A 16,024-nucleotide genomic window follows, 5' to 3' on the forward strand; every position below is an offset into this window, starting at 1 on the left:
GGATATAGCGTAATCCGCATGTATGCGATAGTCAGGCACTACAGCGCGGACGCGAGCGCGATCACCGAGATGGTGAAGCACGTGGACCGGGAGTTCGCCGACCGCGTCCCCGAACAGGTGGGATCGGTCCTCTACACCGCCGTCGACACCGGCGGCGGGACGGTGATGACGATCACGATGTTCGGGGACGCGGAGGCGGCCTCCCGCGCCGAGAGCGCGGTGATCGGGGTCCAGGAGAGCCTCGGGGCCCGGTTCGGGGTGCGGGAGACCGCCGTCGAGCGCGGCGAGGTGATGGTCAGCCGCGCCACGCCGTCCGTCGTCGGACGGATCAGATTCGAACCGTAGAGGCGGGAGAGGGTCACGAGTGATGAAGAGGGCGGGTTCCGAAGTCCCGGAGGCCCAGCGGGCCGATCCTCTCGTGCGGCTGTCGCTCGAACAGCTACGCGAGCGCACGAGCATGAAGTGGCGCGTCCACCCTGCTGACGTGCTGCCGCTCTGGGTGGCGGAGATGGACGTGCCGCTGGCTCCTCCCATCGCCGAAGCGCTGCACAGGGCGATCGACCTCGGCGACACCGGATACCCGTACGGGACCGCCTATGCCGAGGCTCTCGCGGAGTTCGCCCAGGAGAGATGGCGGTGGGACGGCGTTCGCATCGAGCGCACGGCCGTCGTGCCCGACGTCATGATGGGCATCGTCGAAGTCCTCCGCCTGATCACCGCCCCCGGGGACGCGGTCGTCGTGTGCTCGCCCGTCTATCCGCCCTTCTACGCGTTCGTCACGCACGACGCCAGGAAGATCGTCGAAGCGAGGCTCGGCCCGGACCTGCGGGTCGACCTCGACACCCTGGAAGAGGCATTCGTACGCGCGCGGAGCCAAGGCCGTCGCGCCGCGTTCCTCATGAGCAACCCGCACAACCCGACCGGCGTCGTCCACACGCGTGAAGAACTGCAGGCGATCGCCCGGCTCGCCGGAAAGCACGGCATCCGGGTGATCGCCGATGAGGTCCACGCCCCCCTCGTGCTGCCCGGAGCCACCTTCATCCCGTTCCTCAGCATCGAAGGATCCGAGAACGGCTTCGCGCTGACCTCCGCGTCCAAGGCCTGGAACCTCGCCGGTCTCAAAGCCGCCCTGGTCATCGCGGGCCCCGACGCCGCTGACGACCTTCGGCGCATGCCCGAGGAAGTCAGCCACGGCCCCAGCCATCTGGGCGTCATCGCGCACACCGCGGCGTTCCGCGAGGGCGGAACCTGGCTCGACGAGCTGATACGCGGACTCGACGCGAATCGCACCCTTCTAGGCCAACTGATCGAAGAACACCTCCCCGAGGCGCACTACCGGCCGCCCGAGGGCACCTACCTCGCCTGGCTCGACTGCACCTGGCTCGGCCTGCACAGTGACCTGCAGGGCGACGAACTCGGCGTCGTCAGCGACGTCGCGGGACCGGCGAACACGTTCCTCGACCGCGCCCGCGTGGCCCTGAGCTCGGGGCACGTGTTCGGCTCCGGCGGGGCCGGCTGCGTGCGGCTCAACTTCGCCACCTCGCCGGCCGTCCTGCGCCAGGCGCTGTCCAGGATGGGGCGCGCGGTGCGCGAGCCCTGACACAGCCGGCCGACGCCTCACGTCCTGCAGAGGAGCACCGCGATGTCGTCCATGCGCTGCTCGGCCGTGGCCTGCTTGATGAGCGACTCCGCCAGGTCGTGCAGGGGCTGGCCGGACGAGGGCATGAAGCGCTCCGCCAGGTCGTCGATGGCCTCGCCGATGCTGCGCCCCGGCTCCTCGATGAGGCCGTCGGTGTAGAGGGCCAGCACGGAGCCGGGCGGCATCGGCACCTCCGTGGTGGCGTACTCGGCGTCGGGGTCCACGCCGAGCAGCAGCCCGGGGGACGAGTCGATGGCCTCGGTACGCCACCCGGGCCGGCCGAACAGCGGCGGCAGGTGCCCCGCGCTGGCCAGGCAGGCGATGCGCTTGCGCAGGTCGATGTTGACGTACAGACAGCTGGTGAACCGGTCGGGGGACAGCTCGCTGAGCAGCCGGTTGGTGCGCGCGAGCACCTCGCCCGGGCTGGCCCCGGAGGTGGCGTGGGCGTGGATGGCGGTGCGCACCTGGCCCATGAGGGCGGCCGCGGTCACGTCGTGGCCCTGCACGTCGCCGATGACCGCCGCGGCCATGGTGTCGCTGAGGCGGATGAGGTCGTAGAAGTCGCCGCCGATGTCCATGCCCGGGGTGGCGGGCAGGTAGTGGGCGGCCAGTTCGAGGCCGGGGATCTCGGGCAGCCTGCGCGGCAGCAGGCTCTTCTGCAGGCACTGGGCGAGCTGGTGCTTGACGTCGTAGAGCCGGGCCCGCTCGTACGCCTGCGCGATCAGCCCCGCGAGCGCCGTCAGCGTGGCCCGCTCGTTGGCGCAGAACTGGTGCGGCCGGTCGTAGGCGAGGACGCACGTGCCGATCGGATGACCCGAGGTGACCAGCGGCAGGAAGGCCCAGGCGGACATGTCGTCCGAGCGGATGGCGCCCGGATACGCCTTGCGTAGTTCGTCCCATGTGGAGAAGAACGACGGCTGGCCGGCGTCGAAGGAGTGGTTGGCCGGGTCCGGCGGGATCACGGGACGTCCGTCGAAATCCTGGATGGCCTGAGGGCTGTAGCCGCGCGAGGCGTCCACGCGCAGCCGGCCGCCCTTCGAGGTCAGGATGGCCAGGGCCTGGACGTTGTAGACGGGCATGACGTGGTCGGCCACCAGGTCGACCACCTCCTGCGCGGTCACGGCCCGCGAGAGCTTGGTCGCCAGGTGCAGGATCTCGTGCAGCGCGACGTGCGGTGACGACCGCTCGGCGCCGGCCACCAGGTGACCCGGGCCACGGGCGCCGACGGCCGGAGTGATGCGCACGGTGATCCCGGACAGGCCGGGGAAGAAGCGGAACGACAGCTGGCGCCCGGCGGGGTTGCGCGCCGTGAAGTGGGTGACCTGGCGGCCGACGACCGCGGCGCGGTAGGCGTCCTCGTACGCGGGGTCGTTCATCCACGGCAGCGCCTCGGTCAGACGTTTGCCGAGCAGATCGGACGCGGAGCTGAACAGCAGGTCGGCGGCCGGGGCGCTCACGAGGGTCACGCGCCCGTTCACGTCCAGCGAGCCGTAACCCTCGGGCAGCCGGTTCAGGCAGTCGAGCGCGACCAGGTCGGGCCGCGGGTCGGCCTTGCGCTTCGGGTCCAGCACGCGGGGCCGCGGGCCCGGCCTGATCGGCTGCCCCTGCTCGGCCGCCTCCTGGAGCACCTCGGCCATCTGGGCGCTGATGTCCTCGATCCGGTCGAGCTGGCGCTGGGTCAGCCGGGTCACCCGTCCCGCCGGCCACAACAGCACGAAGCCGCCCCAGACGGTGCCGTGGGACATGAGAGGGTGTGCGGCGGACGCGAAGTCGTACGGCACGGACAGCGCCGCCGACGGGAACTCGCGTGCCAGGCCCTCCCTGTCGGGGACCCAGACCAGCCGCTGCTCGCACACCGACGTGGCGATCGGCGCGCGGTCGTTGGTCCTGACCCTGGCCCACGCCTTGGCGATCATGGGGGGAAGCCCCAGCTGGCTGGCCATCTTCAGGACGTCGCCGTCCTCGTCCAGGAGATAGAGGTTGCCTATGTGCGCCCGTGTGCTGACGACGGCTTCGACCAGCAGCTCGTCCAGGAGGGACGAACCGGTCGCCAGGGCGCCGTTTCCCTGCACCGCCTCAGCCCGTTTCGCTCACGATGTGCGAGCGCCCGAATTGTCTGAAACCTCGCATATGGGCAGAATACACGCACGTACGTAGCAGATTGCTTACGGTGCGCCAGGGCGTAGATCTAGCGGAAGGGCGCTGAGGAAGATCTCGCTTGACGTGTTTGCGAAATGTTCGTCATGAAGCGGCCCTCCCGTTCGGACATTCTTGAAGCCCTGAACGGCGATCACCCGGACAGCTTGAGCACCCCGCTCAGCCCCGCGGCCCGTTGATCGATCGGCAAGCGGAGGTAAAAGTAGCCCTCCGAACGCCCCTGCCGGGGCCCTGCGGCGGCCCGGGCCCGGCAGGGGCGCCCAGGGGTCACACCTGGATGTAGTCCGTTTCCATCAGATGGGCCAGGGCCTTGAGCTCCGCGCCGCGGTGGCCGGTGCCGAGGGCCCAGTGGTGGGACATGCCGGTGGCGCTCCAGTCGTCGGTCCACTCGCCGGGGTCCCGGCCGAAGTCCACGCGGGACGTCGTGTTCCCGATCTGCAGGTGCGGCCCGTCCACGGTCTCGCCCTCCGAGGCCACCAGGGCGAAGCGGCCGTCGCGGCGCTGGATGATCCCGAACGCCGTCACCGGCCCGTGCTTGACGTCGAACTCCACGGAAACACCCCACCCCCGCTTCCCGTGGTAGACGCCGAGCCCGCGCAGGAGCGGCCTGCGGGCGCTGATGGCCAGGTGCGCGGGGCCGTCGTGTCCCATCTCGACGTGGCCCCGGTGGAAGTCCAGCGCCTGGAGCTCGGTGAACGACCCGCCCGCGCCCAGCCGGTCCATGATCAGCATGGCCAGGCTGGTGCGCAGCTCGTACTCGCCGGCCGCCGGGATGCCGCGCGCGGTGAGCAGGGACGCGCCCAGGATCATCCCGGCTCCCAGCCGCTCGTGCGTCTCCCCGTCCAGGCCGCGGTGATAGTACGCCAGGCTGTCCAGCGAGAAGTCCTCCACCAGCCGGTCCAGGCCGACGGAGACGCGGCAGGCCCACTCGAGGTCGGTGCCGTTGACGCTGTCGGCCAGCTCGAAGATCTTCTCGGTCTCGGCGCGCTTGGCGGCGACCTCGGCGTCGGTGACCTTCTCCACGCGTACCCGCAGGTCGTCGAACTCCAGCACCTCGACGTGCCCGCCGAAGTTCGCCGAGACGAGCGTGAGGTCGGTGGAGACGTCCAGCATGCCGGGATAGAGGTGTCCCATCAGGCCGTGGCGGCCGTGCCGCAGGGCCGCGCGGGCCCCGGCGGCCCGCACCCAGCTCGTGATGCGGGTCCAGGCGCGCTCGTCCTCCAGGTAGCCCGACACCGAGCGGAACGGGATGCCGCACCGCTGGAAGGCGTTGGCCATCTCGGGCAGCGGGCAGGCGCCGCAGTAGGCGAGCCACTGGCCGGTGTCGAAGGTGGCGTGGTCCATCGACTCGGTCGGCTGCAGGTTGATCAGCAGCACGGGCGCGCCGCTGCGCTGCGCGATGGGCACGAGCATGGTGGCCGTCATGTACGTCGTGAGGAACCCGACGATGAGATCGCAGTCGGCGGCCCGCAGCTTCTCGGCCGCGACCGCGCCCTCCTGGGCGTCGGAGATGAACCCGACGTCCACGATCTCCGCGTCCAGCTCCCGCATCCGTTCGGAGACCCGGTCGGCCGATCGCTGGAGCTGGGGGAGGAGGTCGGGGAACTGCGGCCAATATGCGCCCAGCCCGCCGGCGACCAGTCCGACACGGGTCTTCGTCTTGCTTGCCACGGTGATGCCCTCCTGAAGGGTGAAGGGAGGATGCCGGGGGAGTTTCGGACAAAAGTATAGATCTTTTCCAAAACCTCACCAGAGGGCATCAGGGGTGGAGCGTGCGGTTCAGGAAGTCCAGGACCGTGTGAGTGAGGGTCAGCCGGTGGTCGGACAGGGCGTGGTCGGTGGGGAACAGGTGGTGCTCCAGCCGCGGCACCGGATGCGCCTCGTAGGCCCGGACCAGCGGATGGTGGTGCGTCTCCGCGGGCGTGACGGGGTCGCGTCCCGTGCCGATGAGCAGCACGGGCCGGTCGGCCAGGCGGGGGGCGAGCGAGGCCAGGCTCCACTCCTGGGCGTTGGCCTCCATCTCGGCCACCAGCGCCGCGCCGCTGGTGTCCCGCAGTGGCAGCAGCTCGCCCTCGAAATCCCGTACGTACGCCGCCCGCACCGCCGGATCCGCGAGGCACGCCGCGGCGGCCGGGCCCACGTCGAAGCACGCCACCGAGGCGACCGCGCGTACCGCCGGATCGGCGGCGGCCGTCATCAGAGCCGCGAACCCGCCCATGCTGTGCCCCACCACGCCGAGCCGCGCCGGGTCCAGCCGGGAGTCCTCGCGCACCGCCTCCACCACCCGGGCCGCGTCCTCCAGCACGTGCCGCCACGAGTAGGACCCGCCCACGCCCCACGAGCCCCGGTAGTGGAACACCAGCGCCGCGTAGCCGGCCCGGCGCAGCGCCTGGGCCAGGTCGAAGTTGCGCTCGTTGCCCGGGAAGCCGTGCGGCAGCACCACGATCGGATGGGGTCCGGGCCCGGCCGGGAGGTGCAGGACGCCGAGCAGCCGGTGGCCGCCACTCTCGAACGTGACCGCGGGCGTGCTGGCCGGCGGCGTGAGAGTGGTGGGAGGGTCGTACACGTCGGTCACGCGGGTCTCCGTCCGTCATCGAACCGGTCGTTTCGATGCGAAACTTAGCAGAGACTTGGAACCGGCCGGTACCATCTGACGTATGCCCGTACCCAAAGGCGCGTCCCTCGACCCCGTCCAGACCCGGGCGACCATCCTGCGCGCCGCCACCGGCCTGCTCTACGAGCGCGGCCTCGACGGCATCGGCGTGGCCGAGCTGTGCGCGACCGTCGGCGCGTCCAAGGAGACGCTCTACCGGCACTTCGGCTCCAAGGACGGGCTGGTCCAGGCCGTGCTGGAGGCTCGCAGCGACCACGTCGTAGGCTGGCTGCGCGAGGCGGCGCAGGCGGCGGGCGACGACCCGGCCGCCCAGCTCGCCGCCGTCTTCGACGCGCTCGACGGCTGGTACGCCGAGCCCGCCTTCCGCGGCTGCGCGATCGTCAACGCGTCCACCCAGTGGCACGACGGCGTCCCGCGCACCCTCGCCGCCCGGCATCTCGACCGCCACCTCGACCTGTTGACCGGCATCGCCCGCCGGGCCGGCGCCCGGCGGCCGGAGGTCCTGGGCAGGCAGCTGCTGATGCTGGTCGAGGGCGCCACCGTGCTCGCCGACCACCACGGCCTGCGCGACGCCGCCGCCACGGCCAAGCAGGCGGCCCTCGCCCTGCTGCGCCAGCAGGGCGAGGGCACGGCCTGAGATCCGTCAGCGCGGCGGCGGGAGGGTGTGGAGGTTGCGCGGCGTGACCGAGCGGGCCAGCCGGTACGCGGCCTCCGCGTTCACGAGCCCGGACCCGGTCGGCCCGTCGTAACCGTCGGTGGCCACCTCGCCCATCGCGCTCTTGCCGTCGACCACGTCCCGCGCCGACGCCTTGAGCACGGCCTTGACGAGGGCCGGCGACAGCCCCGGCTGCGCCTGCTTGAGCAGCGCGCACACCCCGGCGACCTGCGGTGAGGCCGCGCTGGTGCCGCTGATCACGGCCCAGCCGTCGTCCTTGCCCGTGCCGTCCTTGTTCGGGTAGCCGGGCCCCGCCAGGCTCGTGTCGATCTCGTCGCCCGGCTCGACGGGCAGCATGATGTAGATGGCGCGCGGCTGCTTGCCCACCAGCCCGCACACGTCGGGCACGTGCCGCCCGGCGTAGATGAGGCTGTCGAAGCTGCTGGCGTAGTCGGAGGCCTCCATCCTGAACTCGCCGTTGGCCATCGTCTCGTCCACGAAGACGCCGCCGACCGCGATGACGTCCGGCATCATCGCCGGGAAGGCGACGTGGCCGTTGCCCGCCGAGAAGCAGACGACGATGCCGCGCTCGCGTACCGCCTCGATGACCGCCAGCTCCAGCGGGCGCAGCGCGTTCGGCAGGGAGGTCACGTTGGGCAGGTGGAAGCCCCAGCTGTTGGTCATGACCGCCGGCGACAGGTCGGAGGCCGTCTTGAAGGCGAGCGTGGGGTTGGCCCCCATCTTGACGCCGACGAAGTCGATGTCGCGGGCACTGGCGAAGATGTTCGCAGCCTCGGCGGTGCCGTGCCCGTACTCGTCGTGCTGCACCGCGGTGGCGTCGGGAGCGAGCGTGGCGTTGTAGTTGTAGCCGTGGTGGTCGTAGAAGGGGTGCCGGTAGAAGCCCGTGTCGGGCATCGCGACCAGCACGCCGCGGCCCGTCACCCCGCGGTCGTGCACCTGGTGCGCGCGCAGGAGGAGCGCCACGTCGTCGGGCACCCGCAGGTGGTGGTAGCCGACGCGGGGCGGGATGGGGGAGGCCCCGAAGAAGCGCGGCGGGGCCTGCGGGTAGGCCCGCTCGATGTACGGCTCCAGGTCCGGCGGGATCGAGAACGGCTCGCCGCTCACGTGCGACAGATAGGACACCTGGGCACCGGTCGTGGAGGTCACGTCCGGCGGACGGCCTGTCAGTTCGGCCTGGCGCACCTCCACGTGGGTGCCGAACGTGCTCTCCCACAGCGATCGCGGTCCCTCGCCGCTGATGGAGTACGTGCCGACGTGCCGTACCGTGAAGCCCTTGGCCTGGAGCGCGTTCGCGGTGCGCTCGGCGAGGCCGGGGGCCGGCTTGAGCTGGTCGAGGCTCGCGGTCTGCGCCGCCGAGGATTCGGCGAACATCGAGGCGCCGCTCTCCGGCCGCAGGGCCGCTTCGAAGTAGACGGTGTCCTCACGTCGCTCGGTCATCGTGGTCATGTCGCTCCTTTGCGAGATGAGACCGGTGGACGGGTCGTCAGAGGGCATGGAAGTCGGGCGGCTCCACCCGGTGCACGGCGACCACGTCCCCGCTCAGCTCGGCGGGCACCGCCGGCTGAGGCAGGCCGAACACCCGCTCCCACACGTCCCTGGGCGCGCTGACGCTGATCGTCGTCCCGATGTGGAGCACCTTGAGCCCGAGGCACGCCAGAGCGGCTGCCGCCTGGCGCTGCCGGCCAGGCGCCGCTTCGACCTCGGCCGAGACGATGTCACCCTCAGCGGCCATGCCCTCAGGCTCCGCCCGCGGGGCACGCCGCGACACAGGGAACGGCCCAGGGATTACCCTGGGGTTGCGACCCTCAGCGGCCGGTCCACTTGATCTCGTACGCCTTGAGCGCGTACTCCTTGCCGTCCACGGTCGTGGTCACGGCGGAGTCGGCGGTGTTGACCAGCAGCAGCTGCTGCGGCTGCGCGAGCACCCTGACCTTGGCGTCCGACGAGGTGACCTGCTCCAGCTCGGCCCCGGCGGGGAACCACTTGACGAAGTTCGCCAGCAGCCGGCCGGTGCCCGTCTCGGCGCCGCTGCGCGGGTCCCACAGGCACGGCTGGCAGTCGCGGTCCTTGGTCTGCGGGTTCCAGTACAGGGCCGTGGCGGCGCCGCTGCTCGCGAACTCGATCATCGAGGCGGCCTGCACCGCGATCCGCTTGTTCTCCGGCCAGGTGGTGCCGTCCTCGGGCACGAAGTACCACTCCGACCACCAGACCGGCAGGTCGCCGACCTTGTCCCGCAGCCACTTGGTGACCGCGCCGAACTTCGCCAGCGCCCCGAACTCGTCGGGCAGCAGCTCGTGCGCGTCGGTGGGCGAGGCGCCGTCGACCACGACGAAGTCGGCGCCCTTCTTGTTCTCGAACCAGTAGTTGAAGGCGTCCAGGACGTTCTGGTTGACGACCCCCCAGTCGCCGCGCAGCTCGGAGTTACCACCCTTGTTGCTGTCGAAGCCGAGGTATGGGCCGCCGACCTTGGCGTCGGGCCGGGCCTGCTTCACCGCGGCGTACACCTTGTTGTACAGCTCGGTGTAGCCCTTGTAGTCCGCGGGCTTGGAGTGGTCGCGCCAGAAGCCCTTGAACTCGTTCCAGACCATGAAGTACTTGACGTCCTTGTACCTCGTGGCCACGGCCGCCGCCAGCTTGGCGAAGTCGTCGAAGTGCTCGGGGTAGGGGGCGTCCTCCAGGTGCTCCTTCCAGGCCGACTCCTCGGTGGGACCCTGGGGGCCGCCCTTCATCCAGTCGGGGGCGCAGCAGAGCGTGACGACGGGGACGCCGCCGGACTCCCTCATCAGGTTGATCCGGCTGTCGAGGTCCTCCCAGAAGTACTGCCCCGGGTAGGGCTCGGGGTTGAGCGCTCCGAACCCCATGATGTGCTGGTTCTGCAGCATCGGGGTCTGCGAGAGCCGCCCGGCGACGTCGCGTTCGAACTGCGGGGTGATGTTGTTGGCGCTGACGCCCGTATGGGTGAAGCCCCAGCGCGGCCAGCCGTCGTCCACCTTCGGCGGCGCCTCGGGCGCCGCCTGGGACGTGGCGGGAGACTGCTGCTGCTCCTTCTGCTGGGCGCCCGTGGTCCCCTGCTCCGCGGGCCCAGCGAAGGAACAGCTGGTCATGGCCAGCGCCATGACGGCCGCTAAGACGCTCGCTCTGCCGAGCCTCCGCAAGATCGATCCCCCGCTAGTCGATGCCACCCGATTCTCACCTGATCCTCGCCACTGGTATACCGTCTGTAGCGTTCCACGGGTCGCCTGAAAGGGGCACATCGGGAGCGGGGTTCACAGCTAATCGTTATCCAGCATCGGGTCCGGTCAGAATCCGGGCGGCGGGGTGGCTGACGGGCCCGGCACCACGTGCAGGACGATCACGCCGTCGTTGTAGGTGTCCGCCGTCGCCACCTGCCAGCCTGGATCGATGCGGGAGGCGGGCACGTCCTCCTCGACACGCCAGCCCTTGTCGCCGTTCCGCAGCGGCCAGTCGAGGGCGTAGGACACCTTCAGGTGGTGCTCGCGCACGACGCCTGCCGCCTCGGCCGCCGAGCGTCCCTGGAGGTTCACCCCGGCCAGCGCCTCGCCCGGCCAACTGGCGTCGGCGGGGTAGGCGTACTTCTCCCCGGGCTTCGCCGGGCGGCCCAGCCTGACCTCAGCGGGCCCCTCGATGTCCGCGGTGACGCTGAAGGCCGTGATGCAGTCGTCGACCCGCTCGGGGCAGCTGTCCCCGGTGAACGTCGCCTTCGCGTCGGGGTCGGACTTCTCGAATCCGAAGACGGAGCCCGGCTGCCGCGGCGAGACGGGGATCAGCGTCACCGTGAGGTTGTCCAGGCCGACCTTGTGGAAGGCCTTCTTCAGTTCGGCGGGATCGGGGTCGCCTTCGGTGAAGTAGAAGGCGTACTCGTCGCCGACGCGGTCGATCGTCACGGCCTGGCTGGCGTACACCTGCTCGGACGCTCCGAACAGGGACGGCCCCACGACGACGGCTCCCGCCAGCGCGGCGGCCACGGCCAGGCCGAGCAGGGCGCGGCGAGGGGAGGGCATGAGCCGGCGCCGGGCCGGAGCGGGTTCCAGCGCCTTGGCGAAGCGTTTGCGGGCCCGGTGCAGGCGGATGCGGGCGGCGTTGCGGGAGCAGTCCAGCACCTGGGCGATCTCGCCTGGGTCGAGCTCCTCCCACAGGGCCAGGGCGAGCAGCTCGCGATCGGCGTCGGAGAGCATGCTCATGGCCTCGTCCACGCCGTCGTGCTCGCTCTGGTGCTCGTTCTGGTGGGAGGTGGCGGCGTAGAGGTGTTCGATCTCGTCGGTGAGCTCGGTGTGCCGGGTGAGGCGGCGCCGCTCGCCGCGGCGGTGGTTGGCCAGGACCCGCCGGGCCACGCCGTACAGCCACAACCTGCCGGCCTCGCCGTCCGGGAGTTCGGCGATCCGCCGCCAGGCGATCACATAGGTCTCGGCCACGACGTCGGCGGCGTCCTCCGGAGAGGAGCACCGCCGCACGGCGTAGCCGAGGATCTGCTCATGAGTGCGCCGGTAAACCGCCTCGAACCGGGACTGGTCGTCTTGTTCATTCACGCGTCATCCTCACGCTGTGGGGTCTCACTCCCTACGTGTTCGCGGACGACGGCAGAATTTCAGCCCCGGTGGGCGTCAGACGTATCCGGTGGAGCCGTCCGGGCGGATGGGGAGGACGCGTTCCCAATGCACGTAGTCGTCGGTGCGCAGGGCCGACTCGTCGATCTCCACCCCCCAGCCCGGCCGGTCGGGCCGCAGCTCCAGGTAGCCGTCCACCGGCAGGTACGGGTCCGGGCACCACGTCGTCTCATCCGGCTTGTACTCCAGCAGCTTCAGCCCGTGATGGGCGGCCGCGAAGTGCACGTTCACGGCGGTCGCCAGCGGCCCCATCGGGTTGTGCGGGGCCACGCTCGCGAAGTGCGCCTCGGCGATGGCGGCGATCCGGCGCAGCTGCGCCAGCCCGCCGACCACGCACACGTCCGGCTGGACGATGTCCGCGCCGCCGGCCGTCAGCAGGGCCAGGAAGTCCTGCGGCAGGAACAGCGACTCGCCGGTCGCGAGCGGCACGTTGAGCTGGGAGCGCAGGTGCCCCCACGCCGGGATGTACTCGGGCCGGATCGGCTCCTCGAACCAGAGGGGGTCGTACGGCGCCAGCGCGTTGCCGAGCTGGATCGCCTGGCGCGGCTCGAAGATGCGGGCGTGCGCCTCGAAGGCGAACTCCCACTCCGGCGGGCTGATCGAGCGGATCTCGGCGAAGTAGTCGGCCGCCTCCTTGACCACGTTGCCCCACCGGCCCGCGTACAGGTCGCGCCGGTACGGGCTCAGCTTGAAGGCGGTGAAGCCGTACCGGTCGTTCAGCTCCTGGGTGAGGTCGCGGCAGGCGGGCGGGTCGGGCGCGGTGTAGACGCCGCAGTAGACCGGGACGCGGTCGCGTACGTTGCCGCCGAGCAGCATGTAGACCGGCAGGCCCGCCGCCTTCCCGGAGATGTCCCACAGCGCCTGGTCGATGGCCGCGATGGCGGCCAGCCCGATCGCGCCCGGCGGGAAGCGGGCCTCCTGGAGCAGGCGGCGCACCACGTACTCGACCCGCCGCGGATCCACCCCCTCGATCTGCCGGAACATGTACTCCAGCACCGGCGGCAGGGCATGGTCGGGGCCGTGGTTGTAGGCCTCGCCCCAGCCGGACACGCCCTCGTCGGTCTCGATCTTCACCAGCAGCCGAGGCCGGTTCCCGACGCGCTGCATGTACGTCCGCAACGCGGTGATCTTCATGCTCCTCCTCCGTGCCAGGCGGCCAGGATCGTGGCCACCTCCTCGCGTACGGCGTCGGGCAGCGCCCGGCTGGGCGGCCGGACGTCGCGGCGGCAGAGCCCGAGCTGCGCGAGCGCCTCCTTGACGACCGACACGTTGTCGGCCGAGGCGTCCGCCCCACGGAGCTCCTCGAACCGCCTGATCAGCTCCCACACCTCCATCGCCGCCGGATAGTCGCCCGCGCGCAGCGCGTCGCGCATCCGCAGCGTCAGCGAGGGCGCCGCGGTGACCAGGCCCGAGGTGAAGCCGCGCGCCCCGACCGCCCAGTACGCCGGCGTGTACGGCTCCGCGAGCCCGCACAGCCAGGCGAACCGGTCGAGCCCTGCATCCCGGGCGACCGACGCGAACCTCACCGGGTCGGGCACGGCGTACTTGACCCCGACCACGTTAGGGCACTCCTCGCCGAGCCGCCGCACCTCGCCCCCGCCGACGCGCGGGCTGCGGATGTAGGGGACGACGCCCAGCTCGGGCACCGCGCGGGCGATCTCGCGATGGTAGGCCACCCAGCCCTCGGCCGACACGTACGGGTGCACGGGCTGGTGCACCATCACCATGGGCACGCCCAGGTCACGGGCCTGCCGGGCGGACTCCACGGCGGAGGCCACGTCCAGCCCGACGCCCGCCAGCACGGTGGCGTCCTCACCTGCCGCCGCCACCGTGGACTCCAGCATCTGGCGCCGCTCGGCCGGGCTGAGCGCGTAGAACTCGCCCGTGTTGCCGTTCGGCGTGATCACGTTGACACCCGCGTCGACCAGCCTGCGCACGAGCTTGGCGTTGGCGTCGAGATCCACGGCGCCGCCCTCGTCGAAGGGCGTCACCGTGACGGCCACGACGTCGTTCAGCACAGTACGCAAGAATCAACCTCTGCTTTCGTTCAGCGGGCGGATCTTCACCGCGAACCCGTAGATGAGCGTGCCCAGGATGGCCATCGCCCCGGCGAAGAGCATGGGCCCGGTGTAGGAGTTGCCGCTCAGCGTCAGGAAGAACCCGATGAGGATCGGGCTGATGATGTTGCCGATCTGCGAGCCGAAGTTCTGGAAGCCCGCGACCGAGCCGACCACCGACGGCGACGGGGCCACCTCGGCGGGCAGGCTGAGGATGGCGGCGCCGGCGAAGGAGTGGGCGCAGTTGCTGACCGACAGCAGGATCATGACGGCCACATTCCCCGGCACGAACGTGGTCAGCGCGATCGTGGAGGCCAGCAGCATGCCGGTGATGATGGGGATCTTGCGGGCGCGGGAGATGGGGACGCCGCGGCGTACCAGCCAGTCGGAGAACGCGCCGCCCGCGATCGTGGCGCCGACCCCGAGCAGGGCCGGGATCGAGCCGAACACGCCCAGCTGCAGGATCGTGAAACCGCGGTCCTCCACCAGGTAGCTCGGGTACCAGGTCAGGAAGAACGCGCCGGTGGCCGAGCGGCAGATGTAGCCGAGCACCAGCCCCCACACGGTCGGATAGCGCAGCAGCGAGATCCAGCGCATCTTCGGCCCGGTGTCGGGCACGGCCGAGTCGCCGCCCTCGATGTAGTCGAGCTCGGCCTGGGAGATGCGCGGGTGCTCGCGCGGCGAGCGGTAGATCATCAGCCACCCGACCACCCAGAACAGGCCGAGCACGCCGATCACGACGAACGCCGCCCGCCAGCCGAAGGCCGCGATGAGCCCGGTCACCACCGGGACGGACAGGGCCACGCCGACCTGCTGGCCGGTGTCGAACAGGCTGGAGGCCAGCGCCCGCTCCTTACGCGGGAACCAGGCGGAGACCACCTTGATGTTGGCCGGCTGCACGGGGGCCTCGCCCATGCCGAGGCCGAGCCGGCAGACCACCAGCGAGGCGAAGCCACTGGCCAGGGCGGTGGCGGCGGTCCACAGCGACCACCACACGACGGCGATGGGATAGATGACGCGGGGGCCGAACCGGTCGAGCAGCCAGCCTGAGGGGAGCTGGAAGATCGCGTAGCTCCAGAAGAACGAGGAGAGCAGGATCCCCTTCATGGTCTGGTCGAATCCCAGCTCCTGCTGCATGTAGGTGCTGGCGACGCTGAGGCTGGACCGGTCGAGGTAGGCGATCGTCAGGCCGAGGCCCGAGAGTGTGATGATCGTCCAGCGGAGTCGGGACCGTGCGGGTCGCGCTGTCGCGGGCACGGCGGGGGCGGGCATGGCGGAGTTAGACTGCATTTCGAGCTCCATGCTGCAAGTCAGTGCAGTGGCCACGCCGGACCGCCGGATCGCGTTCCCAGCCGGCGTCGTTGGCGCGACGCCCTCCGGGGTTCCGTCCGGTCCAGCGCGTGGTGAGCCGTCATCAACGGTGTGGCCCGTGTCCGCGGGTCACACCGGACGGCTCTCTTCGTACGAGCCCCCTTCGTGAAGGTACTGAAGTCGGTAATTGACGCGACTGTAACGGAAACAGCGGTCATATACGAGATGCGATGTAAGATATCTTCTTGTCATGAGCATCGCGTCACCAGTCTTCGGCGGGCAGCCCAGGTCAATGTCCTCGCGGGGCACGGTCGTCCTGGAGGCGATCAAGCACGCGATCCTGACCGGCGCCCTCCAGCCGGGCCAGCCCCTGGTCGAGACCGACCTGGCCCAGCAGCTCGGGGTGTCGAAGACGCCCGTGCGCGAGGCGCTGAAGACCCTGGCGGGGGCCGGGCTGGTCACCATGAGCGAGTACAAGGGCGCGACGGTGCGCACGGTGGACACCGCGCTGATGGAGTCGGTCTACGACCTGCGCGTGCTGCTGGAGCCGGAGGCGGTCGCCCGTACGGTCCAGCGCGGCGCCGACCTGACCCCGGCCGCCGACGCCCTGCGCCGCGCCGACGAGGCCGCCGACCGGGCCGATCGCAGCCTGGCCAACCGCGACTTCCACCGCGCCCTCTATGCCGGGTGCGGCAACCCGCTGCTCGTCTCCACCCTCGACTCCCTGCGCGACCAGACCGCGCTGATCTCGGCGGCGGCGTGGAGCCGGGCGGCGACGTGGGAGCGCGAGGCCGAGGAGCACCGCGGCATCCTGCACGCCGCCCAGGCCGGCTCTCCGTCGCAGGCCGCCGACCTCCTCCGGGACCACATCTGCCGCTTCGTCGAGCGCGTCCACGCCTCCGGCGGGCTCACCCCACCTCCAAATCCCACTCCCTGACTCCCGCC

The 16,024-nt window shown here is 70.9% G+C and carries 14 protein-coding genes; 4 read left to right on the top strand and 10 right to left on the bottom strand.

Going from position 1 to position 16,024, the window contains the following annotated elements:
* Positions 1 to 18 precede the first annotated feature (18 nt).
* A complete protein-coding gene (locus ACIBI9_RS21165; RefSeq protein WP_397223859.1) occupies positions 19 to 345 on the top strand; it encodes a hypothetical protein in 327 nt (108 codons plus the stop codon).
* Between the two features lie 22 nt (positions 346 to 367).
* Positions 368 to 1,600 carry a MalY/PatB family protein gene (locus ACIBI9_RS21170; RefSeq protein ID WP_397223860.1) on the top strand — a complete coding sequence of 411 codons (1,233 nt, stop codon included), beginning with the start codon at positions 368 to 370 and terminating at the stop codon, positions 1,598 to 1,600.
* 17 nt (positions 1,601 to 1,617) lie between these two features.
* On the opposite strand, the gene ACIBI9_RS21175 is transcribed toward ACIBI9_RS21170, so the two are convergent.
* From ACIBI9_RS21175 to ACIBI9_RS21185, 3 genes are all read right to left on the bottom strand, one after another.
* Positions 1,618 to 3,711 (bottom strand): SpoIIE family protein phosphatase, encoded by a 2,094-nt coding sequence (locus tag ACIBI9_RS21175; protein WP_397223861.1) that lies wholly within the window; start codon positions 3,709 to 3,711, stop codon positions 1,618 to 1,620.
* A 352-nt stretch (positions 3,712 to 4,063) separates the two neighbouring features.
* Positions 4,064 to 5,467 carry an arabinose isomerase gene (locus ACIBI9_RS21180; RefSeq protein ID WP_397223862.1) on the bottom strand — a complete coding sequence of 468 codons (1,404 nt, stop codon included), beginning with the start codon at positions 5,465 to 5,467 and terminating at the stop codon, positions 4,064 to 4,066.
* Positions 5,468 to 5,555: 88 nt separating this feature from the next.
* On the bottom strand, positions 5,556 to 6,371 hold the full coding sequence (locus ACIBI9_RS21185; protein ID WP_397223863.1) for an alpha/beta hydrolase family protein: 816 nt from the start codon (positions 6,369 to 6,371) through the stop codon (positions 5,556 to 5,558).
* 82 nt (positions 6,372 to 6,453) lie between these two features.
* On the opposite strand from ACIBI9_RS21185, the gene ACIBI9_RS21190 reads away from it, so the two are divergent.
* The gene (locus ACIBI9_RS21190) at positions 6,454 to 7,047 is read left to right on the top strand and encodes a TetR/AcrR family transcriptional regulator (RefSeq protein WP_397223864.1); all 594 of its coding nucleotides are present in this window, start codon (positions 6,454 to 6,456) and stop codon (positions 7,045 to 7,047) included.
* Positions 7,048 to 7,053: 6 nt separating this feature from the next.
* On the opposite strand, the gene ACIBI9_RS21195 is transcribed toward ACIBI9_RS21190, so the two are convergent.
* From ACIBI9_RS21195 to ACIBI9_RS21225, 7 genes are all read right to left on the bottom strand, one after another.
* On the bottom strand, positions 7,054 to 8,532 hold the full coding sequence (locus tag ACIBI9_RS21195; protein WP_397223865.1) for a S8 family serine peptidase: 1,479 nt from the start codon (positions 8,530 to 8,532) through the stop codon (positions 7,054 to 7,056).
* Positions 8,533 to 8,569: 37 nt separating this feature from the next.
* Positions 8,570 to 8,818: a hypothetical protein gene (locus tag ACIBI9_RS21200; RefSeq protein WP_397223866.1), complete on the bottom strand. Its 249-nt coding sequence runs from the start codon at positions 8,816 to 8,818 to the stop codon at positions 8,570 to 8,572.
* Between the two features lie 73 nt (positions 8,819 to 8,891).
* The gene (locus ACIBI9_RS21205; RefSeq protein ID WP_397223867.1) at positions 8,892 to 10,190 is read right to left on the bottom strand and encodes a xylan 1,4-beta-xylosidase; all 1,299 of its coding nucleotides are present in this window, start codon (positions 10,188 to 10,190) and stop codon (positions 8,892 to 8,894) included.
* 195 nt (positions 10,191 to 10,385) lie between these two features.
* Positions 10,386 to 11,633: an RNA polymerase sigma factor gene (locus ACIBI9_RS21210; protein ID WP_397223868.1), complete on the bottom strand. Its 1,248-nt coding sequence runs from the start codon at positions 11,631 to 11,633 to the stop codon at positions 10,386 to 10,388.
* 75 nt (positions 11,634 to 11,708) lie between these two features.
* The gene (locus tag ACIBI9_RS21215) at positions 11,709 to 12,845 is read right to left on the bottom strand and encodes a mandelate racemase/muconate lactonizing enzyme family protein (RefSeq protein WP_397223869.1); all 1,137 of its coding nucleotides are present in this window, start codon (positions 12,843 to 12,845) and stop codon (positions 11,709 to 11,711) included.
* On the bottom strand, positions 12,842 to 13,729 hold the full coding sequence (locus ACIBI9_RS21220) for a dihydrodipicolinate synthase family protein (protein ID WP_397224186.1): 888 nt from the start codon (positions 13,727 to 13,729) through the stop codon (positions 12,842 to 12,844). Before ACIBI9_RS21220 ends, ACIBI9_RS21215 begins: the two co-directional genes overlap by 4 nt.
* Positions 13,730 to 13,741: 12 nt before the next feature.
* Entirely contained in the window at positions 13,742 to 15,058 is a 1,317-nt protein-coding gene (locus tag ACIBI9_RS21225) for an MFS transporter (protein WP_397223870.1), read from the bottom strand.
* A 271-nt stretch (positions 15,059 to 15,329) separates the two neighbouring features.
* On the opposite strand from ACIBI9_RS21225, the gene ACIBI9_RS21230 reads away from it, so the two are divergent.
* Complete coding sequence (locus ACIBI9_RS21230) at positions 15,330 to 16,016, top strand: GntR family transcriptional regulator (protein WP_397223871.1); 687 nt, start codon at positions 15,330 to 15,332, stop codon at positions 16,014 to 16,016.
* Positions 16,017 to 16,024 lie beyond the last annotated feature (8 nt).

Source organism: Nonomuraea sp. NPDC050451, from assembly GCF_044458585.1.